24 protein-coding genes are annotated in these 20,790 nt (G+C 30.9%); 16 read left to right on the top strand and 8 right to left on the bottom strand.

Annotated elements, in window-relative coordinates; translation table 11 throughout:
• The 5 genes from ACP5FO_RS01180 to ACP5FO_RS01160 form a co-directional block, all read right to left on the bottom strand.
• On the bottom strand, positions 1-770 hold a 770-nt coding region (locus ACP5FO_RS01180; RefSeq protein WP_428156889.1), incomplete at its 3' end, for an NAD(P)/FAD-dependent oxidoreductase.
• Between the two features lie 85 nt (positions 771-855).
• On the bottom strand, positions 856-1,434 hold the full coding sequence (metW, locus tag ACP5FO_RS01175) for a methionine biosynthesis protein MetW (protein ID WP_428106024.1): 579 nt from the start codon (positions 1,432-1,434) through the stop codon (positions 856-858).
• Positions 1,431-2,513, bottom strand: coding sequence for a homoserine O-acetyltransferase MetX (gene metX, locus ACP5FO_RS01170; RefSeq protein WP_428106020.1), 1,083 nt, complete (start codon positions 2,511-2,513; stop codon positions 1,431-1,433). The genes metW and metX overlap by 4 nt, the downstream gene beginning before the upstream one ends.
• Entirely contained in the window at positions 2,488-2,934 is a 447-nt protein-coding gene (locus ACP5FO_RS01165) for an MOSC domain-containing protein (RefSeq protein WP_428106018.1), read from the bottom strand. Before ACP5FO_RS01165 ends, metX begins: the two co-directional genes overlap by 26 nt.
• Positions 2,931-4,193, bottom strand: coding sequence for an O-acetylhomoserine aminocarboxypropyltransferase/cysteine synthase family protein (locus ACP5FO_RS01160; RefSeq protein ID WP_428106015.1), 1,263 nt, complete (start codon positions 4,191-4,193; stop codon positions 2,931-2,933). Before ACP5FO_RS01160 ends, ACP5FO_RS01165 begins: the two co-directional genes overlap by 4 nt.
• Before the next feature lie 203 nt (positions 4,194-4,396).
• On the opposite strand from ACP5FO_RS01160, the gene ACP5FO_RS01155 reads away from it, so the two are divergent.
• From ACP5FO_RS01155 to ACP5FO_RS01085, 15 genes are all read left to right on the top strand, one after another.
• Positions 4,397-5,797, top strand: a complete 1,401-nt coding sequence (locus ACP5FO_RS01155; RefSeq protein ID WP_428106013.1) for a hypothetical protein — start codon at positions 4,397-4,399, stop codon at positions 5,795-5,797.
• Positions 5,798-5,959: 162 nt separating this feature from the next.
• Positions 5,960-6,253 carry a c-type cytochrome gene (locus tag ACP5FO_RS01150; RefSeq protein ID WP_428106011.1) on the top strand — a complete coding sequence of 98 codons (294 nt, stop codon included), beginning with the start codon at positions 5,960-5,962 and terminating at the stop codon, positions 6,251-6,253.
• Between the two features lie 7 nt (positions 6,254-6,260).
• Entirely contained in the window at positions 6,261-6,887 is a 627-nt protein-coding gene (locus ACP5FO_RS01145; RefSeq protein WP_428106007.1) for a hypothetical protein, read from the top strand.
• Positions 6,888-6,969: 82 nt separating this feature from the next.
• Positions 6,970-8,259, top strand: a complete 1,290-nt coding sequence (locus tag ACP5FO_RS01140) for a histidine kinase (RefSeq protein ID WP_428156888.1) — start codon at positions 6,970-6,972, stop codon at positions 8,257-8,259.
• Positions 8,256-8,906 carry a response regulator gene (locus ACP5FO_RS01135; RefSeq protein ID WP_428106000.1) on the top strand — a complete coding sequence of 217 codons (651 nt, stop codon included), beginning with the start codon at positions 8,256-8,258 and terminating at the stop codon, positions 8,904-8,906. The genes ACP5FO_RS01140 and ACP5FO_RS01135 overlap by 4 nt, the downstream gene beginning before the upstream one ends.
• An 8-nt stretch (positions 8,907-8,914) precedes the next feature.
• Positions 8,915-9,847, top strand: a complete 933-nt coding sequence (gene ccsB, locus ACP5FO_RS01130) for a c-type cytochrome biogenesis protein CcsB (RefSeq protein ID WP_428156887.1) — start codon at positions 8,915-8,917, stop codon at positions 9,845-9,847.
• Between the two features lie 22 nt (positions 9,848-9,869).
• Positions 9,870-10,928 carry a cytochrome c biogenesis protein ResB gene (locus ACP5FO_RS01125; RefSeq protein WP_428156886.1) on the top strand — a complete coding sequence of 353 codons (1,059 nt, stop codon included), beginning with the start codon at positions 9,870-9,872 and terminating at the stop codon, positions 10,926-10,928.
• Between the two features lie 120 nt (positions 10,929-11,048).
• Positions 11,049-12,017, top strand: coding sequence for a DOMON domain-containing protein (locus ACP5FO_RS01120; protein WP_428105987.1), 969 nt, complete (start codon positions 11,049-11,051; stop codon positions 12,015-12,017).
• A gap of 10 nt (positions 12,018-12,027) precedes the next feature.
• Positions 12,028-12,654: a ubiquinol-cytochrome c reductase iron-sulfur subunit gene (locus tag ACP5FO_RS01115; protein WP_428105983.1), complete on the top strand. Its 627-nt coding sequence runs from the start codon at positions 12,028-12,030 to the stop codon at positions 12,652-12,654.
• A 9-nt stretch (positions 12,655-12,663) separates the two neighbouring features.
• On the top strand, positions 12,664-13,890 hold the full coding sequence (locus tag ACP5FO_RS01110; protein WP_428102480.1) for a cytochrome b: 1,227 nt from the start codon (positions 12,664-12,666) through the stop codon (positions 13,888-13,890).
• 170 nt (positions 13,891-14,060) lie between these two features.
• The gene (locus ACP5FO_RS01105; RefSeq protein ID WP_428156885.1) at positions 14,061-14,819 is read left to right on the top strand and encodes an SDR family NAD(P)-dependent oxidoreductase; all 759 of its coding nucleotides are present in this window, start codon (positions 14,061-14,063) and stop codon (positions 14,817-14,819) included.
• 202 nt (positions 14,820-15,021) lie between these two features.
• Positions 15,022-16,410, top strand: a complete 1,389-nt coding sequence (locus ACP5FO_RS01100; RefSeq protein ID WP_428156884.1) for a dihydrolipoyl dehydrogenase — start codon at positions 15,022-15,024, stop codon at positions 16,408-16,410.
• A 13-nt stretch (positions 16,411-16,423) separates the two neighbouring features.
• The gene (locus tag ACP5FO_RS01095) at positions 16,424-16,786 is read left to right on the top strand and encodes a hypothetical protein (protein ID WP_287005840.1); all 363 of its coding nucleotides are present in this window, start codon (positions 16,424-16,426) and stop codon (positions 16,784-16,786) included.
• Positions 16,787-16,788: 2 nt separating this feature from the next.
• Positions 16,789-17,409, top strand: coding sequence for a hypothetical protein (locus ACP5FO_RS01090; protein WP_428156883.1), 621 nt, complete (start codon positions 16,789-16,791; stop codon positions 17,407-17,409).
• Between the two features lies 1 nt (position 17,410).
• Positions 17,411-18,151 carry an N-acyl homoserine lactonase family protein gene (locus tag ACP5FO_RS01085; protein WP_428156882.1) on the top strand — a complete coding sequence of 247 codons (741 nt, stop codon included), beginning with the start codon at positions 17,411-17,413 and terminating at the stop codon, positions 18,149-18,151.
• On the opposite strand, the gene ACP5FO_RS01080 is transcribed toward ACP5FO_RS01085, so the two are convergent.
• The 3 genes from ACP5FO_RS01080 to ACP5FO_RS01070 all read right to left on the bottom strand — a co-directional run bounded on the left by ACP5FO_RS01080 (position 18,148) and on the right by ACP5FO_RS01070 (position 19,937).
• Positions 18,148-18,870 (bottom strand): hypothetical protein, encoded by a 723-nt coding sequence (locus ACP5FO_RS01080; protein WP_428105960.1) that lies wholly within the window; start codon positions 18,868-18,870, stop codon positions 18,148-18,150. The two genes, ACP5FO_RS01085 and ACP5FO_RS01080, sit on opposite strands and share 4 nt — an antisense overlap.
• A gap of 76 nt (positions 18,871-18,946) precedes the next feature.
• Entirely contained in the window at positions 18,947-19,402 is a 456-nt protein-coding gene (locus tag ACP5FO_RS01075; protein WP_428105955.1) for a Slp family lipoprotein, read from the bottom strand.
• 43 nt (positions 19,403-19,445) lie between these two features.
• Positions 19,446-19,937 carry a hypothetical protein gene (locus ACP5FO_RS01070; protein ID WP_428105952.1) on the bottom strand — a complete coding sequence of 164 codons (492 nt, stop codon included), beginning with the start codon at positions 19,935-19,937 and terminating at the stop codon, positions 19,446-19,448.
• 131 nt (positions 19,938-20,068) lie between these two features.
• Between ACP5FO_RS01070 and lptB the strand changes: the two genes are divergently transcribed.
• Positions 20,069-20,788 (top strand): LPS export ABC transporter ATP-binding protein, encoded by a 720-nt coding sequence (gene lptB / locus ACP5FO_RS01065; RefSeq protein WP_428105950.1) that lies wholly within the window; start codon positions 20,069-20,071, stop codon positions 20,786-20,788.
• Positions 20,789-20,790 lie beyond the last annotated feature (2 nt).

Raw genomic sequence — 20,790 nt, 5'->3', positions numbered from 1 at the left:
ACCTCATCTCCTTTATTTGTTGGTATACTAACCAAACAATCAAAATTTACTTTAATATTATCGTAAGATATTATTTGTTTATTTTCATTATCCACACGCTCTATGCTGAAATCTGGAATTAACTGAATATTTTTTTTCTGCAAAAAATCACCTAACACGCTTGCAGCTTTTGGTTTTGTAAAAGCGCCTGGCAATGGAGTAACAAAACTGATTTCAACTTTATCCCTAACCCCTTTTTTTGTAAAAAACCAATCTGCTAAAAATACAAACTCAAGAGGCGCAACCGGACATTTAATTGGCATTTCAGTAATGTGCAAAACCAATTTTCCTTCATCAAAGTGTCTAAAAAAATTAGCTAACTTTAAAGCACCTTCTATCGTATAAAAATCAAAAATGCTATTGTGCCACAAATCATCTTTTAAGCCTTCGGTTTCACTGGGATCAATTTTACAACCCGTTGCTATAATTAAATAATCGTAAGGTACAACTGCATTATTACTTAAAATAACTCTATTTTTATCTGGATCTATTAGTTGGATTTTTTCAAGAATAACTTCAACGCCTGGCGGGAAAAAATCTCTTTTTGGTCTAATGACATCTTTTTTTGTATACATACCAAATGGTATAAACAAAAAACCTGGTTGATAATAATGAGTTTCGTATTCATCAATAATTGTAAATTGCCACTCATTTTTATCCAAAACATTGTAAAACTTATTTAACATCATTGCTCCACCAGCACCACCACCTAAAATAACAAGGCGCCTCATAAAACCTCCAAATAATTAGTTATTAACTTACTATATTTTATATAAACAAAACTATTTTGTCAATGGCAAATTAATTTTTTAAATATTACAATTCTAAAACAAATACAGCATATTTAGCAAATATATTAGGATTTGATTTAAACAAAAAAGTATTGTAAAGATAAATTCTTTTGCTTAATTTTATGTTATTTTTAAAACAGTAATTCTCAAATTCAAAAATCGTCAACGGATGAAAATTTTTTCTTTCGTGCCAACAATAATCAAAAAGCTCTTTATTTTTAATATTGCCTTTAAAAAGTATATTTAGTCTATTGTTTAAATAACCAAAATTTGGAAAACTGACTATAACGTATCTTCCCACTCTTAAAGCTTCAATAAGTATAGAATGCGGGTCAAACACCTCCTGAAGAGTTTGACTTAAAATTACATAATCGTATGATTTTGTTTTGTAATTAGGAAGAATCTCAAACATATCACCTTCATATACACTTATACCTTTAGCTATGGCCTCTGAAGCTTTACTTGAGTCTATTTCGATACCTTTAGCGCTTATTTTCTTCTTTTTAACTAAAAGCTCAAGTAATGCTCCATTTCCACAGCCTAAATCCAATACTTTTGAATTTTCATTTACAAGCGAAAAAATAACTTTAAAATCTTTTCTCATAAAAATTTCAAAAAATTACCTATAATAAAATTTTGCTCTACAGCTTCTAACAAAAAAGAATCATGTCCTAAATCGTAATTTATATTTTTATAACTAACATCTGCGCCAATAGACTCTAGAGCATTTACTATGCGCTTAGATTGTTCTTTTGGGTATAGCCAATCAGATGAAAAGGAAATAACTAAAAACTTTATGTTTATTGACTGAGCTAAAGCATCTTCTAAGCTTGGACAGTCTTGCTGTAAATCAAAATAATCTATTGCCTTAGTTAAATATAAAAAAGAATTAGCATCAAAGCGTTGTGTAAACTGCTCACCTTTATAGTGTAAATAGCTTTCTACTTGAAAATTAACAGAAAAATTAAAATCTAGCTTATCTCTTACCAAATTTCTCCCAAATTTTTTTTCCATCGAATTTTGACTTAAATAAGTTATATGTCCAACCATTCGTGCTATTGACAGACCATACTTTGGAAAATCTACACCATAGTAGTTTCCTCCCATCCAAAGTGGATCATTTATAACAGCTTGCCTTGCTACCTCATTAAATGCAATTTGCACAGCATTATGTCTATAGGTGGTGGCTATTGCAACAGCAGACCTAACCATATGAGGATAAGTTTTTGCCCATTGTAACACTTGCATACCACCCATAGAACCTCCTATTACGCACAAAAGTTTTTTAATTCCTAGGCTTTCTATAAGTAACCTTTGAGCATCAATCATATCTTTTATTGTAACAATAGGAAAATCTAAAGCATACGGCTTATTTTTCTTAGGGTTTATTGAGCTTGGGCCACTTGAACCATAACAACTGCCTAACACATTAGAACTAATTACAAAATACTTATTAATATCAATCGCTTTGTTAGGCCCTATGATAACATCCCAAAATCCTTTTTTGTCAGTATTCTCAGAGTAAGCACATGCGCTACCAGTCAGTGCATGGCATACAAGTATCGCATTTGTTTTGTCGTTATTTAACGTACCATATGTTTCATAAGCAATATGGATTGGGGGATAAAGCGTTCTTTTACATTCAAGATTCAACGGCTTATCTATTGTAAAAATTTTCTCCATTTAATACCTCTATAGGCATGTTTGGTTTTATTAATCCTCCTTTTAAAACTACCCCAAAAACCCCCTTTTTTGGCATTATACAGGAACCTAAAAGTTTTTTTATATTGCAAGCATTGTTGCAGGTTTTACCAATTTGTGTTACTAACACTATTATGGAGCCTATTTTTAACATTGAGTCAAGCGAAACTGATTCAACATTTAACCCTCTTGTAGTTATATTTTCAGCAAAAGACCCAAAATGCAAAACATCTTTAAATACCATCACTTCATCAAAGTCCAATAAACTGATTTGCCTATTTGAATCTTTGCAGGCATGAGCATCGCCAAATAACCCATAGCCTTTGATAGCAATTGCTTTATCTATAGGTTTTTTTGAAACACCTTTAGTTTTGCTAATATTGACAGATAAGACTAAACTCATATACTACCTAATGCTTGTTCTAAATCCTCAATAATGTCATCAATATTTTCAATGCCTACAGATAACCTTAAAAAATCTACACTTATTAGGGCCTGATCAAGTTCTTCTTTTGTAAGCTGGCTATGTGTAGTGCTCGCTGGATGTATGATTAAACTTCGTGCGTCACCTATGTTTGCAAGGTGAACTATCAATTTTAAGTTTTCAACAAAAGCTTTTGCTTTTTCAAAACCGCCATTTGAACCAAACCCAATAATGCTTCCAAAACCTTTTTTAAAATATTTATTTGCTAATTTATAATCTGGATGATCTGGAAGGGATAAATGATTTACCCAATTAACTTTGGGGTGTACTGACAAAAATTTTGCTACTTTTGACGCATTTTTACAATGTTTTTCAATACGAAGCGGTAGTGTTTCCAGGCCAAGTAATATTAAAAATGCGTTGAATGGTGAAATACAAGCGCCTATATCTCTTAATAGCTGTAATCTCGTTTTTGTCACAAAAACACCAGATGTTATAAACTTTTCAATATACGAAATACCATGATAAGACTCATCAAAATCAAATTCATCTTTGAATTTTGGGTTATTCCAATTAAAATCGCCCTTTTCGACAATTGCACCACCAATGCTTGTACCATTTCCGCTAATAAATTTTGTTAAAGAATAAACAATTAAATCAGCTCCAAAATCAAATGGGTTAAATATTAATGGACTTACAGTATTATCTACTATTAGTGGTATGTTGAAATTGTGAGCAATACTGGATAGCTCTTCAAATTCAGCTATCCTATTTGTAGGGTTACCGATAGATTCAATATAAATAGCTTTTGTATTTTTGTCTATAAGTTTTTCAAAATCATTAGATTCGTTGGTTTGGGCAAATTTTACATCTATACCAAATTTTTTTAATGTGTACTTGAATAAATTATAAGTACCACCATATAAATATTTACTACTTACAATGTTATTGCCATATGAAGCTAAATTTAAAATTGAATATAGAATAGCCGCTTGACCAGACGATACCGAAAGTGCGCCTTTGGCATTATGCATTGCTGCGAGCCTGCTCTCCAACACTGACACAGTAGGATTACCTATTCTTGTGTAAATATTGCCTTCTTTGTTGAGATTAAATAAATCCCGAGCATCTTGTATAGAATCAAATCTATAAGATGAAGTTTGGTATATAGGCACAGCTTGTGAGCTGGTAGTGTCTGGCTTATAGCCATAATGGAGTAAAATGGTTTCTGTTTTCATAAAAGCACCTCAAAGGTTATCAATAAACTAACTTAATTTATTAACATTTTACTGCTTGATTGTCAATAGGAATTATTCAACAATACTAAAATAAGTATTCTTACATTAAAAATTATTATTCTTACAAATAAATATAGAATTTCCGATTCAAAACAATTCCAAATAACTATATTATTTTAAAAAATTTATGAAGGAGGTAAGTTATGCCAAAAAACTTACGGTTTACAAAGTTATTACTGTTTTTTTTATTAGTTGCGCTAAGCATGCTAAGCTTTGCAAAAAAAGCTAAAGCTATCCCTTCTTTTTCTAGACAAACTGGTTTATCTTGTGATGTTTGTCATACAGTATTTCCTCATCTTACGCCTTTTGGAAGAGATTTTAAACTTCATGGTTACACATACGATTATTCTAAGTTAATAAAATTTTCGAGAGATCAATACAAACAGCAAGCAAAAGAAGAGGGCTTTTTGCCAAACCTGGCGGTAAATCAAATTCCAATGCTTTCTCTAAGAGTTAAATCACAATACTCGCACATGCAAGGTGGATCAAATGTACCAAGTAAAACAAAATTTAATTGGGTTAAAGGTTCAAGTTTGTATTTTGCTGGTGAAATAGCACCAAATATAGGCACATTTACAGAACTAACTGGTATTAATGATGAAGGCGGGTCACTGACGCTGGGTGGTTTTGATCTAGCATTGATTGGACCAAATGAGAAATTAGGACCATATAATTTAACCTTCGGATTAAGAGGTGAAGATATGGTAGGATTTAGTGATCCAACAAATTCTGTTGGCAACTGGGGTGCCCTGTTGCATGGGTTTTTAGGTGGAATGAGCTCAAGAAATAGGTTTTTTGAAGCGTTTGCTCCTAGTCCTTTAGAGGGTGGCGAAATTTACGCAATGCTTGGCGGATTTACTCATGGAGGACTATATGCAGCTTTTGGCCTATATCACCCAACAAGCGGTCAAGTAGGCAAAACTTCACCATCTTATGTTGTTTTAAACGATCCAGGATCAGCTACAGCTACATTTGATGGAACATCTAATGTAGACGAATATGGAAGACTGGCATATTTTTTTCCAGAGTTTGATCACATTTATACCGAAATTGGAACATTTGGATATTTCGGACATGAAGATATGAGTTCAAACGAAGCTCCAGGTCCAAACGGTCAGTATGCTGATTCGGTAAAAGAATATGGTATAGACGGCCAATTACAGTACATTAGCTCTCACAATCTTTTTGAAATATTTGCCTCTTTCATACATGATAGAAATGGAACTTTTTATGGACACGACATTTATAACGGACAATTAATTAACGGATCGGCAGTCGCTGCAAATAACCTTAGTATAAATGCAGATTATTACTACAACAGAACATATGGAATATATGCAAAATATACTTATCAGCATTCATCTGAGTTGAAAGATTTAAATGCATCAGGCGAAGCCGTAGGACTTTCATGGTACCCATATCAAAATGTAAATCTGCGTCTTGAAGAAGATATTTACAATAAAGATAACCCAGATGTTGCAGCTACGGGTGGAAATGCATCAGATTATAATACAACTAAGGTCATGCTCCAATACGCTTTTTAAGCTTTTTTCATGCTTAGCCAATCCTCCTTATGAATTACAACCCCTAAGTTTACCTTGGGGGTTGTAAGAATAATTCTTACAAAAAATCGATTTTTTCTGATTTAAAAATTCCAAAAAAAGTATATTTTATAATTAATTAAGTTAATCACGGAGGTGCTTATTATGAAAAAGTATTTTTTTTGTTTAGCTGCACTAATCGCAGCAACACCTGTTTCTTCATATGCGGCAAATGTGCAACACGGAAGACAGTTATTTGAATCTATCTGTGCGCCATGTCATGGCAGTAACGCGCAAGGCAATGTAGGTCCAAACATAGTTGATCAATCTGTAAAAAAAATTGAGTGGGCTCTTAACAATGTAGGCATGATGAAGCCTGTAAGATCATCAAACCCACAATTGAGCAATGTGCAAAATATAGAAGATATATCTGCATTTTTGCATACGCTTAAAAAATGAGGTTTTTATGAAGTATAAACTTCTATTTGCAGTTTTATCGTGTTTTGCAATATCATCTTGCTCTACTAGTGTTGAGAATGGTCTTGTTTATCCGCATACAAACTCACCTTATTTATTTCAAAAACCTCACGAAAAAACCATCCAGGAGGTAAAAAAAGAATACAAATCAAGCTCGAGTGAAGTGAATTTAAGCAATATTTTAAATACACAAACGAACAAAAAAGTACATCTAATCAGAGAAAGGGTGTTTATTAACGCACCATACGATAAAGTTTGGCAAGCTTTGCTAAAGTTTGTTGAAATAAATAATTATCATATCAGAAAATCTAGCATGAAAGAGGGGCTTATAGAGGTTGATATTTCTTCTAATGTAGCCCAGTATTACTCTACAAGTTTTCCCACACAAATATCAAAATATACAAATATCAAATCCTCATTAGAAGGTGTTGTAGCTTGGAACTTTTATATGGTAATATTTGCTACAAGTGTAAAAGACAAAACACTCTTAGAATTTATACCAAAATACTATATAATCACTTCAAAAAATAATAATGCAGAGTATATGATTCCGTCTAATGGCTATTTTGAGAATAACTGTGTAAATTTTATAAAAAAAGAAATTGAGTCTTATTAAATTTTTTTGTGGTTAAAAAATTTTTGTGACTAAAAAATACAGAATATCTTTGTTCTATAAAACTATACTGCTTTTTTTGATAGTGATTTTGTTATTAAGTGTAGTTGTTGTCCTTTTTGAGTACTGCCAATTTCAAAATAAGTATTATAAGCTTTTTGAAGGGTTTGGTAAAAAAAAAGCTGAAGAACTAAAAATTGAATTATCCACTCCGTCAAAACAAAATGATGTTAAAAGAATACAAGAAATACTTAAAGCAACAATCATTGGAAGTCCATTTATACAAGTCGCTTGTGTAAAAACTCAAACAGGTAACATACTATGTAATAAAAATGAGTATAGGAGTTTATTTTCTGAAAATGATAGAAAAATCATTAAATTAAACAATACGAGGCTTTTTCTCATTAAAACATCAATTAACAATGCATCAAGCGTGCTCATAGGCGTGTCTTTGAAAGACGCTGATCTGTTTTTTTTAAATTTTTTAAAAAAAATTATACTGCTTTTTTTGTTTGGCGGTTTTGTATTGATTTTAATATCTATGATTTTTTTAAATACATTTATAAAACCAATAAAAACATTGCGTAAAGCTATTGAATCAATTCACAATGGTAATTATCAACAAGTTAAAGTTAATAAATTGCTTCGAAATGATGAAATTGGACTGCTTTTTGATTCATTTAACGCAATGAGCAATAACTTGCAAAAACACGAAGAAGAAATTAAAAAACAACAAAACATAATATCAAATCTTATAAAAAGATTAATTAGTATACAAGAAGAAGAAAAGAAAAAAATTGCACAAGAGCTACACGACCAACTCTCTCAAACATTGGTATATATAAAACTACAACTGGATATACTAAGAAGAAACATAGGACACAATAACGAAATTGATTCACTAAGTAATCTCATATCAAATGAACTAACAAATATACACGACATATGCTTTAATCTAAGACCAATTTCTTTGGATACGTTAGGTTTGGCGTCAGCATTAAAAAATTTTGTATTTAATATACAAAAAAAATCTAACTTTAATATCCGATTAGATATAGAAAATTTAGATACCAAAAAATTAAACAGTGATGTGTCAACTTGCATTTTCAGAGTAATTCAAGAAGCAGTAATAAACTCAATAAAATATTCCAAATCAAGTAATATTTACATTAGTGTATACACAAATAACAACAAAATCTATGGCTCAATAAAGGATGATGGTGTAGGTTTTGAAATTAATAATCTTGAAGTACAAAAAGATCAACATTTTGGCATTGTGATGATGAAAGAGCGATGTTCCGTTTTAGATGGAAAACTGAATATATCTTCAAAACTCAATGAAGGTACAATAGTATCGTTCGAGGTGCAACTATGAAAACAATATCAATTGTTATTATTGACGACCACAAAATATTATTGGCTGGCTTGCAAAGTTTGTTATCTTTCTACAAAGAAATTGATGTTGTGGGTTTAGCATCATCAGTAAAAGAAGCTGTAAATATTATTAGAGATAAAAAACCACGCATAGTTTTGTTGGATATTGCAATAAGTGGCGAAAATGGCTTAAATTACATAGAACAAATCAAGGAAATTTCACCCTCTTCAAAAATTATCATTTTAACAATGTATGATGATTACGAATACTTCAAAGAAGCTATAAATAAGGGGGCATCAGGGTTTGTATTGAAAAAATCTATGGATTCCGATTTAATATATGCTATAAAAAAAGTCAATAGTGGCGAAATGTTTGCTGAATCTCAATTTATATCTCAAATGATAAACAATAGTGATACTCAAAACGTATCTGTTGAAAAACAACTATGGAATAAATTAAGTGATAGGGAAAAAGAAGTAATGGTAGATTTTGCTAGAGGTTTTACAAACAGGGAAATAGCATTAAAATACTATATAAGTGAAAAAACTGTTTCTACCTACAAAACGCGTGCTTTTGAGAAATTAAACATAGAAAATAAGTCCGATTTTATCAAATTGGCTTTAAAAATAGGTATTTTAAAAAATTAAGGGGTTTTATGAAGCTTTTATTTTCCATCATAAGCTTTTCATATTTATTTTCTGCATTATTTATGTTTATCGGAATTGTTGTAAAATCTCAAAAACTTCAATTATCTGCTAAGTTTTTGTTTATAGTATCTTTTATAGAAAATTTAATTTATTTTTTCTACAGATGGCATAAAGCAGGACATATACCAGTAACAGATGCTTTTACCTCTTTTGTTTTTTTCGCTCTTTGTATTGCACTATTTCAAGTTATACTAATAAAAAAAAGTAAAGCATTTATTGTACTTTTTTCATCACTATTAATTAGTTTCACTTTGTTTGGCTTATCAATAGCAGGCTTTAGCGAAAATATCGAACCTTTAATTCCTGCACTTAAAAGTAATTGGTTAGCAATACATGTTATCACATCTTTTCTTGCATATGCAGCCTTTTCAATCAATTTTTTAATAGGCGTATATATTTTGTATACATCAAAATTTAAAAGTGACTATATTGTTGGCTCTATTTTCTTTGGAGCTTTATTATCTGGATTGTTTACTTCAATTATACGATATTTTTTAAGCTATAATATTTTAATAACTGGCATTTTAACTTTCTTTATAGCCCTTACTATATTAATATACTTTCACAAATCTACTAAAAATGTTTCAAAAGATACGCTAATAAAACCTGTTTATATTGGTTTCCCGCTGTTAACTACAGGAATAATTACAGGTTCAATTTGGGCAAAATATGCATGGGGTGGCTACTGGAGTTGGGACCCAAAGGAAATATGGAGTTTGATTACCTGGATAGTGTATCTTATTTATATTCATTATAATATAAAAGGTAAAAACATACGTTTCCTATCTTACCTTGCGTTAGTTGGATTTATATCTATTATGATTACGTATTTAGGTGTAAATTTTATAATGCCAGGACTTCATAGCTATGCATCTAAATAAAATCTACGCTTTTTTAAAATCTATGAATTTAACAATCTTTTTGCTTATTTGTATAGCTTTAATGATTGCCATATCGAGCTTGCAATCTTTGTACCCGACATTTTTAAAATCTATTGGTATGTACAATATTTATTACACTTTTTATTTCAAGTTAGCAATTATTTTGTTCATGTTGAATCTGATAAGTTGCACTGTAAGCCTTATACTAAAGACGAAAAGGCTATTTGAAGTTCCCACTAAAGCGCAAAAAAATTTCAAATTTAAAAATCCAGAAAATAAAAAAGACCATTTAAAGCAATTATTAAAAATAAAAAGGCTATTTTTTTATGAAAAAAACAACATTATACTTGTTCACAAACATCCGATCAGAAAATTTGCTGTTTACTTTATACATTTATCTATATTAGTAATTGCGATTGGCGCTTTGATAACAAGTTTTTTTGGATTTAGAGGTATGGTGGTATTAAACAAAAATGAACCTACAAACACAGTCTATTTACTAAATTCACACACCACTACATTACCTTTTTATATAGAAAGCAAAGGTTTTATTGTAGAATATTATAAAAAAGGCAGCATACCAAAAGAATACAAAACTACTGGTTTGATTTTAGATAAAAATAAAAAAATACTGTTTAGTATAAGAGTAAATCATCCATTCAAATACAATGGAATTTGGTTTTACCAATCAAGCTATATGCCAGATAAGTCTAAAACCTTTATCAACATTACAGTCAATAATAAATCAAGCAAACTATACTTGCATAAACTTAAAAAAATTGGCAATATTACTTTGTATTTAAAAAACTTGCAACACTATAATTCACAGTTTGTATCAAATTTATATGTATTTACATCGAAAGGCTATGCCAGTGGATGGCTTTTTGAAAATCAATCGGTGAATGTTGCTTCAAATAGCATTCATTTTCTAAGTGCACATGAAACTTTTGTTAGTCTAATTTCAGCATCAAAAGATCCTGGTAGTTATATAATACTTATAGGATTTATACTTCTTGGTTTATCATCTTTTTTGATACTTTTGCCATATAAAAGAAAAACATATGCAATTATACAAAAGTAGGTTATTTTAGTACACTACTTTTACGATTGTAGGTAAAGTTCAACTTCATTAATCAAGAATGTCCGATTTTAAAAAACAATCATCGTTCTATAATTGTACTAATGACAAAAGGAGGTAGAAATGACAAGATACTTAAAAATCTCAATTATTTTTTTTGTTATCGGTATAATTATTTTAGGTTTTACAACCTACGAAATTATACACAATAATCAAAAACCTCACGTCAGCATGAGTGTGCTTGGAACAAAATATACGAATCACTTTTTTGATGAAAAAACAAAAATTAACGTATTCTGGAAAATTGATAAAAGTAAAATTCATTTTGCACTAGAATCTCCTGGTAAAGGATGGGTAGGTATTGGTTTTAATCCGAAAGGCCCTGTAATGAATGGTGCCGATATTTTTATGGGTTTTGTTAAAAATGGAAAAACATATATAAATGAAGAATACGCAAACACACCATATTCTCATGAGCCTATAACACAGGCAGGTGGCAAAGATTGCATTTTATCATATAAAGGTGAATCAACACCTGATGGAACTATTTTGAGCTTTGAAAGAAATTTAAAATCTTGCGGATTGCACGACAAAACCATAGCAAACAAAGATATGACTGTAATGCTTGCTTACTCTGATGGTAAAGATTTTACAAAATACCATGGTCCAAATCATAATGAAGTCCATATAAACTTTTTTAGCAAAAACGCAAAACACAAATCCTATATGATTGCATCACACTTAACTTCTTACCAGATAGGATTAATCGCATGGTCATTATTATTTATTATTGTTGGAATAATAGGCTTAGCATCTACTTACATAGAAAAAAATACCAACAAGCCAGAACTAATAAAAAAAGATAACCCAAGTATATTTTCATTTTTGTTTATAATGACACTAATCATTGCAGAAGTAGTCTGTGCAGCATACGTTATAGTTGAGCTATATTCTGGCACTGTAAATTCCATAATTGGCTTGAGCATAGGATTCAATTTTATTTTAATGGCACTAATTGTTTTATTTTACAGAAAATTTAATATAGACGATGAAGTAATAACGCAAGATATAAAAGATGAAATTCCATGGTAGGAGGAATATAATGAGCGAAATAAAAAATCCGCTTGATCAAGAAAACCCAACGTGTAAATCTTGCATAACCAGAAGAAAGATATTAAAAGCAAGCATAGGTGTTGCAAGCGTTAGTTTGCTTGGAGCTATGCTAAGTTCTTTTGGCACAATAAAACCCCAAAGCTCTAAGGCAAATGAAAGAAAACCTATAACACCTGGCGATAAACTTGTTTATGCGATGGGGCCCAAAAAAGGTCAAACAATTACTCAAGAGTCTCTAAAATTAGACAAAGGCGCATTAGCCTTTCCTTTAGGTAAAGAAGAACACCTAAATTTAATTATGATAATACATGAAGAACAAGCTGAGTTTAAAGCACCTACACATTTAAATTGGGTTATAAACGGCATTGTGGCATACAGTGCTATATGCACGCATATGGGTTGCACAGTTGACTGGCATCCGAAATCACAAACACCAGCTCCCTACCCTCACATATTCTGCCCATGCCATCAGAGTATGTACAATATATTTGAAGGTGCTAAAGTTGTCTCTGGTCCTGCTCCAAGACCACTGCCACAACTTCCCATAAAATTTAATACAATCCAAGAAATTGTAGCTGATGGTGATTTTGATGGTCCAGTTGGACCTATGGTTTAGGGGGCCGAAATGTATAAATGGCTAAATGAAAGATTAGATCTTGATAGATTCAATAAAAAATTTTTAAGAAAAGCTTTTCCCGTACATCCAACTTACTTTTTTGGAGAAATTGCACTGTTTAGTTTTGTTATTCTTGTTATTACGGGTATATACTTATTGTTCGGCTATGAGGCTTCATCAAAATTAGTAGAAGTAGGAAGCCAAAAACTGCCTGCTGCTTATGCTAGCATACTTGCAATCAATGCTCAACCTCTCGGCATGATAATCCGATACGTACATCATTTTGCTGCCCATTTATTTTTAGCTTCCATCATGCTTCACCTGTTAAGGGTATACTTTTCTGGATCATATAAAAAACCTAGAGAAATTAACTGGTGGATTGGACTTTTGCTTTTAGGCTCAGCTATATTTGCTTCATTTAGTGGATATTTATTACCATACGATGCTTTTTCTGTGACAGCTACAAATATTGGCTATTATTTAGCTTCCCAAATCCCATGGATAGGACATTCTCTGGCAAATTTTGTTTTCAATGGTGCATTTCCATCTCCTGGCGTTTTACCAAGATTTTTTGCATATCATGTTGTTATTATGCCTCTTATTATATCACTATTGCTTGGAGCCCATTTAATTATAATGATAAAACAGAAACATACACAACCAAAAGAAAACAAAAAAGATTATGAAGGTTCTATTTTAGGTATACCTCTTTGGCCACAACAAACCACACTTATGATATTTTTATTCTTAATAACATTTGGGTTCTTATTTATTATTGCTTCTTTCTATCCAGTACATCCATCGCAATATTTTGGACCTCCAACAAATTCTACACCTATGGTAAAACCAGATTGGTATTTTTTATGGATATATGGATTATTGAAAATTATACCAAACACATTTGTAATTCATCTTTCAAAAAGTGCTGTAATTGATCCAGAATCAATAGGTGGAATTATAATACCTTCAATAATTATGCTTTTTATTGTTCTGGTACCTATATTGTCTAAATCAAATCAGCCAACCTATTATATGGAAACTCCAAAAAGTCATCCTGTAAGGTTTGCATTTGGTATCGCTTTTATTTCTTTTTTTATAACATTATCAGTTGTTGCATATCAGGAAAATATTGGATTAAGTATATCTTTTTCAAGAATTTTAGCATTTTTAATTCCAGTATTATCCTGGATTATATCATATGCCCTGGCAAAAAATAAAAAAATGGCAAAAGGATAATACTTTATAAATTGTTTGGCTTATAATCTAGCCAAACAATTTATATTTCTGCAATATTTTTATCTACAAATTCTTATTAAATTTATATGATTGCTTGATAATTAATTCATAAGGTGTATTTTAATAAAACAATAATCATTTACTAAAATTTCCAAAAAGGAGGCATTGGAATGAAAAAATTAGATTTAACAGGAAAAGTAGCAATTGTTACTGGCGCATCAAGAGGTATTGGAGCCAGTTGTGCCAAAATTCTTGGTAGTTTTGGTGCAAATGTTGTTGTAAATTATTTCAATTCAGAGCAAAAAGCACAAGAAGTAGTTAATTACATTAAAGATAATGGCGGAAATGCCATATCCTTTCGTGCAGACGTAAGAAATTTTGAGAGCGTAAATGAAATGGTAAAAACAGCATTGGAAAAATTTGGTTCAATTGATATATTAATCAACAATGCAAATATAAATTTTCCAATAAAACCATTTTTAGAGCTTGATTATAAATCCATAGAAGAAAAAATCGTTGGCGAAACAAAAGCTTTTTATAATTGCACAAAAGCTGTGGTTACCCATATGATAAACCAGAAGTATGGAAAACTAATATACATATCAAGTTCGCTTTCAAGACAAACTGCTTTTGGTTTTTTTGCTCATGCAGGAGCAAAAAGTGCTGTTGATGCTATGGCAAAAACGCTTGCTTTAGAGCTAGGCCCGTTTGGTATTAGAGTAAATGTAGTTGGACCAGGCTTAACAAATACAGATGCTACTTTTAATCAACCCAAAGAACAAAAAGAGATGATTGCTAATTTTACACCTCTAAAACGCATAGGCGAACCAATTGATGTAGCAAAAGTTGTACTTTTTTTGGCAAGCGATTTATCCGATTACATGAGTGGTCAGTATCTGCCTGTAAATGGTGGCAGTTTTATGATTTAATAATCTTACAATAAATAAATTTGATTTGTATAAGACATTTATATAGCTTATGGTGCAATTTTATTAATTATTTTAATAATAAATATAAGATTCTTAAATTTGACTAATTTTAATAAGAGGATTAAATTTTGTATGCATTTAAAAGATGCATTGCTGGAAAATTTTAAAGATAAATTTTATTTAAAGGAAAAGGAGGTAGTTCATGGAAGAAAAGGTAGATGTGTTAACAATTGGCGCAGGTGCTGGTGCCTACCCGGCAGCATTCAGGCTTGCAAAGGCAGGCAAAAGAGTAATCATGGTTGACGAAAAGGGTGTTATGAGCGGTAATTGTTTGGCAGAAGGTTGTGTTCCATCAAAATCTATAAGACAAGCAGCTTCATTTTACAGGTATTTCAAAAAATCTCATCAGTTTGGAATCTTTGCAAATGATATAGTATGCGACTATAAAAAGGTTATTGAGTACAAAAATGGTGTTCAAAATCTAAGATACACTCAACACGCCCAGGAGCTCGAGGAAACCAAACCAAATCTTGCCCTTATAAAAGGTACAGCTGAATTTTTAGATGAACATAGAATTAAAGTTTTAACTGATGAAGGCGAAAAAGTATACTATGCAGATTATATTATTATAGCAAGTGGCGCAAAACCATTTATTTTACCTATTGAAGGTAGCCAGTATTGTGTAACAAGCACTGATATATACAAATTAAATCCACCAATAGATTATTTGCCAAAATCAATCATCATACTTGGGGCAGGCTACATTAGCCTTGAAACTGCAACAATATTTAATGAGCTTGGATCTAAAGTTACAGTAATTCAAAGAAGCAACAGGGTATTAACAGAAATGGATGAAACATTTGCAAAAAAATTATACAGCATGCTTGATCCCAACATAGATATAAGACTTGGAACAAAACTTATAAAAATTCAAAAAAATGTAAACGATTACAGTGTTTTCTACGAACAAAACGGTCAACAAATGCAAGCAAGGGCAGATTTAGTAATGATGGCATTTGGCAGAGTACCTGTAATACCAAAAGGGGCTGAAAATTTAGGCTTAAAGATAACAAAAAAAGGTATAGAATCAAGCCCGAGTATGCAAGCAAACATAAAACACATTTACTCAAGCGGTGATATCAATGGTAAATCAATGCTATTCCACTCAGCCACAAGACAATCTTTAGTTGCAGCAAACAATATTTTGGCAAATAATACACCTATTGATTATATGGATTACTCGTGTGTTCCAAATTCTGTATTCACATTTCCAGAAGCTGCATTTGTAGGCATTTTACCAGATCAGGCAAAAACAATGGGAATTGACATATTAGAGACTAGCTTTGATTTGTCATTTGATGCTAAGGCTCAGATATTAACAGAAAACAAAGGAGAAATCAGACAATTCTATGACGCAAAATCATTAAAGCTTATAGGCGCATGGATAATAGGCGAAGATGCCAGTACTTTAATTGGAGAACTTGGTGTTTTAATTCAACAGGGTGCAAAATTAAAAGATGTTGCAGAATATGCCAACCAGCATCCATCAACAGCAGAAGGCATATCAAAAGCAGCAAGAAAATTACTTTAAAAGGAGGTTTCATATGGAAAAAATTGATGTGGTAAAACTTGTTAATCAAGATGCAAGGGAACTGGAAAATACAATGAAAAATATATTTGAAAAGCTTTTGTCCATGACAGATGAAGAAAAATTTAAAAACTTAAAAGAATTAATTATGGAAGTTTCAAAAAAAGCAACGGATGATGAGTATGTAAAACTTTGCAAAACAAACTTAAAGTTAGCTTCAAACCTTGATAAAGACACATTAAAAGCTTTTTTAAAACTTAGAATGAGTGTTTCTAATTCTTTACCAGAAGAATTGGCAAAAAAAGATGCAATGCTACTTAAAAAAGCTCTTGAAGAAAGCGAAGAAACAATAAGAAAAAAAATTCAAGCAGCAATGTAAAAATGACATACCCAAAAGTTTATGTATCAGATATTAAACTAAATGAATTTGAAATACTTTCTGGTATAGAAATAGATGGAGTAGGTATAAAAATAAATATATCAAAATTAGAAGAATTAAAGTCAACACTAAAGCAATTCAGTGTAGAAAAAATTTTTATAACGCAAGTGGCAGATTTTAAATTAATAGAAGCCCTGATGGATACTTTAGGTAAAGAAATTACGCTCCAGATTCAAGATACCTCTTTATCAATAAATACATTGGCTTTAATTAAAAAACATTTTGAAAATATTAAAATTATTGCTCCTGTTAATGTAAATTTCGAAGATGCACTGGATAAAGCTACAAAATTGGATAAAATAGTGGATTGTATATTTGTTTGCGCACAACACAAAGAAAAATCAAAACTCATAGAAAACTGGCAAAAGGCAGCCATAATAAACTTAAAAACACAAAAACCAATTATACTTGCTGGTAGCCTAAATGCAGACAACATTCATCAGGCAATAAAGATCGTTAAACCATTTGCGGTATCTGTTATATCGGGTGTCAAAAACGATGGCAATGTGTCTTGTAACAAACTAATTAATTTTTTAAAAAACACAAAAAGAAAGGAGGCATAAGATGTATCCTAAGCTTTATGTACTTTCAAGTGGTATACAAACAATTAAAAAACAAAAACTTCTATCAACTGCAGATAAAACTCAAGACATTGATATTCCTGTTCCTTATTTTTTGGTCGATTTAGGAAATGATAAAGTACTTATTGACACAGGTATTTCTTTTGAATCAAAATCAAGCATAGCTCAGGTTCAAAATAAAGCAGAAACCCCAAAAGAAGCACTTTCAAAATTAGGTATAGATACAAATAGTATAACCTATATTATCCAAACACACCTGCACTTTGACCATGCAGCCAATACAAAGCAGTTTGCCCAAGCAAAAGTTATTGTGCAACTTGAAGAATTAAAAGCTGCTAATTTTTATGATAAAAATTTAGAGCATGGTTATGTGGATGAGGATATCAAAAACCCAAATATAAATTGGGAACCAATTGTAGGTATGAAAAATTTATTTGATGGCAACATATTTATTTTACCAACACCAGGTCATACGCCAGGTCATCAAAGTGTTGTAGTAAAACTCAACAATTATGGACCAGTAATTATAGCAGGCGATGTAGCACCACTAAAAGAAAATATTGAAAACAATACAGCACCTGGTGTAGCATCTAACTCAAAAGATGCATATTATTCGATTCTGTCCCTAAAAGAATTTGCCAGTTTTTTGAAAGCAAAAATATGGTATGGTCATGATCCAGAATTTTTCAGTAAAATAAAATTAGCACCACAATACTACGATTAATAGTTTATTTTTTCAACATTATTGATAATTTTACTAATTTGGGTATTGCTATTAGATTTGGGAAATTCTAAAACGTATCTTTTTAGATGTGCAAGAAAACTATTAAAGTTTTCTTGCCATTGTTTTTTTGTTGGATCATTAATTTGATTTTTAATATACCGGAAATAACTTATGTTAAAAAGATACAAAGGTAAGTCTTTGAAGTCTTTGTACCTTTGTGCATTTTTGATGGCCTTTTTTTCAAAAAACAAAGCTTTAGATATTTTATTATCAAAAAAATAAGCATATGCTAAATCGTTAAATATTTTTGCTTCAATGTTTATAGGTGAAACCTCCAGAGATTTGTGAAAATAATTAATTGTTTTATTAAAACATTGGTGTATTAAATGCAAAGCTGACAGGTTATTCATCGACATATACAAATTTGTTTGATAACCTTCGTTTGAAGGCATATTAATTAAATTATCCTTATAATAGAGATATTTGTAACGGAGATATAAGTTGAGGTATGAAATAGCAATATACTTATAAGCTTTTCCAATGGTATTCTTTTTTAAAGAAAGCTGTTTGTATTTTTTAAAAAAGTCCAATGCTGTTGATGGTTGGTTTAAATTTAAATAAATTTTACCTAAATAAAAATAAGCACTGCTATTGGTTTTTGAAGCAGCGCTATCGCAATATTTTATAGCTTTTTTATAGCGTTTGCTAAGAAAAAGCATTTTACACTCTTTAAGCGCAAAGGCATGCGAATAAAACAAAAGTACAAAGGCAATAAATAGTATTTTTTTCATAGGCTTATCGACATGGCAGCAAGCTGTATGATCCCCAGCATGGCGAAAAACGAACGTTATTTTCTTCTTGCTTAGACCACAAATACAAACTTTTTACATCAATTAATGGGTAATTATAAGTAAAATCCCCAACTTTTTCTTTTTTAGTACCTACTATTTTGCCAACAAAAGTTACCTTGCGGTTTTTTTGATAAATTTCTGGGTCATAGTAGCCTTTTGCACATGCTATAAATCTACCGACAAAGTTTTCTGGCTTAACAGAGTAAGGCTCGCCCCAAGAATTTAATTTTAGACCCAACACCACAAAACAAGTTGTGCCATTCTGTTGAGGAACAGTAGAAATTATTGAGCCTCCAAACCTAACCACTTTACCTACAACTTCACTTTCTTGAGCCTGAGTTGGCGCTATGTTTACAAAATGACCACTTATGGGCGCAGGCGTAACACAGCTATATAGCATTAAAGCACTCGCACAAATTAATCCAAAGGCTTCAATAAATCGTCTAGATAAGCCTAATAAGCTTTTTATAAAAAGTAACTTGTTTATAAAATATCGCATAGTCTTTTACCAAATTAAAACCATGAAGCGCTAAATAATAATAAACCAATGTATATACTATAGTGCTTGTAACCATTGGCACATAAAAATATAAAATTTGATTTTTATTATCTTCAATCAACCCCAAAAGTAAAGCGATAAACATTTCACCAATAAAAAACTGACCTATAAAAAAACCAACATAAGAACCCTTTTCTACCCATTTTTGATTAATTTTATTTAATTTTTTACTAAAAATTTTTAATTTTCTAAGGTAATTTGCAAAGTGAAAAAATAAGGCGCATGTCACAATCTCTGTTAAAATAATTATAGTTAAAGCATCAAATGGATTTAAGTTCATAAGGTTAACATAGCCTACTGCTAAAAGCTTTCCACCGAAAATAGGGTTTATATTAAGAAAAGTTAAAATTAAGTAATTTAAAGCTACACTATTCATAACAAAAAATTATAGCATCAATCTCTCCAAAGTCAATATTACAAATATTGATATGTGCAAAGTTAAAAAAATTTTCTTAATATAATATCATTAATAACAATATATTTGAAATTAAGGCACGTTAGTATATAATGTTTATTGTGATTGAGTGTAGAAACATTGTTAAAAAGTATAAAACAAAAGTGGCTGTAGCGGGCATTAATCTAACTGCAAAAAAAAGTGAAATTGTGGGACTACTTGGTCCAAATGGTGCAGGCAAGACAACAACATTTTATATGGTATCAGGTTTTATCAGGCCAACTAGCGGTCAAATTTTTCTTGACGGTCAAGACATAACAAAAATGCCCATACACAAGCGCTCAAAAATAGGTATTTCGTATCTTCCTCAAGAACCTTCTGTATTTAGCGGCTTAACGGTGGAACAAAATATTTATGCTGTACTTGAATTTGTTGATATAAAAAACAAAAAAGAACGTTTAGAAGAGTTGCTTTCTGAATTTAACTTAACCAGTATAAGAAAAACAAAAGCATATGCGGTAAGCGGCGGTGAAAGACGAAGGGTTGAAGTAGCCAGAGCCCTTGCAACAAACCCTAAATTTTTACTATTAGACGAACCTTTTTCTGGTATTGATCCGCTTATGGTTGAACAGTTAAAAAAAATGATATTTGACCTCAAAGAAAGAGGTTTAGGAATAATTATTACAGACCATAATGTAAGAGAAACGCTTGATATAGTAAATAAAGCATACATATTATATGATGGAAAGGTTATTAAAGAAGGTTCTAAAATGGATATTGTAAATGATGAGCGATTGGCTAAAATATACTTAGGCGAAACATTTAAACTATAAAT

This window comes from Desulfurella sp. (assembly GCF_049977265.1).
Classification (GTDB): Bacteria; Campylobacterota_A; Desulfurellia; order Desulfurellales; family Desulfurellaceae; genus Desulfurella.
This window is presented reverse-complemented; position numbering and strand designations above follow the sequence as displayed.

Coding starts and splice junctions, on each gene's coding strand:
- metW (WP_428106024.1), bottom strand. CDS start 1,434: ATGAGAAAAGATTTTAAAGTTATTTTTTCGCTTGTAAATGAAAATTCA.
- metX (WP_428106020.1), bottom strand. CDS start 2,513: ATGGAGAAAATTTTTACAATAGATAAGCCGTTGAATCTTGAATGTAAA.
- ACP5FO_RS01165 (WP_428106018.1), bottom strand. CDS start 2,934: ATGAGTTTAGTCTTATCTGTCAATATTAGCAAAACTAAAGGTGTTTCA.
- ACP5FO_RS01160 (WP_428106015.1), bottom strand. CDS start 4,193: ATGAAAACAGAAACCATTTTACTCCATTATGGCTATAAGCCAGACACT.
- ACP5FO_RS01155 (WP_428106013.1), top strand. CDS start 4,397: ATGCCAAAAAACTTACGGTTTACAAAGTTATTACTGTTTTTTTTATTA.
- ACP5FO_RS01150 (WP_428106011.1), top strand. CDS start 5,960: ATGAAAAAGTATTTTTTTTGTTTAGCTGCACTAATCGCAGCAACACCT.
- ACP5FO_RS01145 (WP_428106007.1), top strand. CDS start 6,261: ATGAAGTATAAACTTCTATTTGCAGTTTTATCGTGTTTTGCAATATCA.
- ACP5FO_RS01135 (WP_428106000.1), top strand. CDS start 8,256: ATGAAAACAATATCAATTGTTATTATTGACGACCACAAAATATTATTG.
- ccsB (WP_428156887.1), top strand. CDS start 8,915: ATGAAGCTTTTATTTTCCATCATAAGCTTTTCATATTTATTTTCTGCA.
- ACP5FO_RS01125 (WP_428156886.1), top strand. CDS start 9,870: ATGAATTTAACAATCTTTTTGCTTATTTGTATAGCTTTAATGATTGCC.
- ACP5FO_RS01120 (WP_428105987.1), top strand. CDS start 11,049: ATGACAAGATACTTAAAAATCTCAATTATTTTTTTTGTTATCGGTATA.
- ACP5FO_RS01115 (WP_428105983.1), top strand. CDS start 12,028: ATGAGCGAAATAAAAAATCCGCTTGATCAAGAAAACCCAACGTGTAAA.
- ACP5FO_RS01110 (WP_428102480.1), top strand. CDS start 12,664: ATGTATAAATGGCTAAATGAAAGATTAGATCTTGATAGATTCAATAAA.
- ACP5FO_RS01105 (WP_428156885.1), top strand. CDS start 14,061: ATGAAAAAATTAGATTTAACAGGAAAAGTAGCAATTGTTACTGGCGCA.
- ACP5FO_RS01100 (WP_428156884.1), top strand. CDS start 15,022: ATGGAAGAAAAGGTAGATGTGTTAACAATTGGCGCAGGTGCTGGTGCC.
- ACP5FO_RS01095 (WP_287005840.1), top strand. CDS start 16,424: ATGGAAAAAATTGATGTGGTAAAACTTGTTAATCAAGATGCAAGGGAA.
- ACP5FO_RS01090 (WP_428156883.1), top strand. CDS start 16,789: ATGACATACCCAAAAGTTTATGTATCAGATATTAAACTAAATGAATTT.
- ACP5FO_RS01085 (WP_428156882.1), top strand. CDS start 17,411: ATGTATCCTAAGCTTTATGTACTTTCAAGTGGTATACAAACAATTAAA.
- ACP5FO_RS01080 (WP_428105960.1), bottom strand. CDS start 18,870: ATGCTTTTTCTTAGCAAACGCTATAAAAAAGCTATAAAATATTGCGAT.
- ACP5FO_RS01075 (WP_428105955.1), bottom strand. CDS start 19,402: ATGCTATATAGCTGTGTTACGCCTGCGCCCATAAGTGGTCATTTTGTA.
- ACP5FO_RS01070 (WP_428105952.1), bottom strand. CDS start 19,937: ATGAATAGTGTAGCTTTAAATTACTTAATTTTAACTTTTCTTAATATA.
- lptB (WP_428105950.1), top strand. CDS start 20,069: ATGTTTATTGTGATTGAGTGTAGAAACATTGTTAAAAAGTATAAAACA.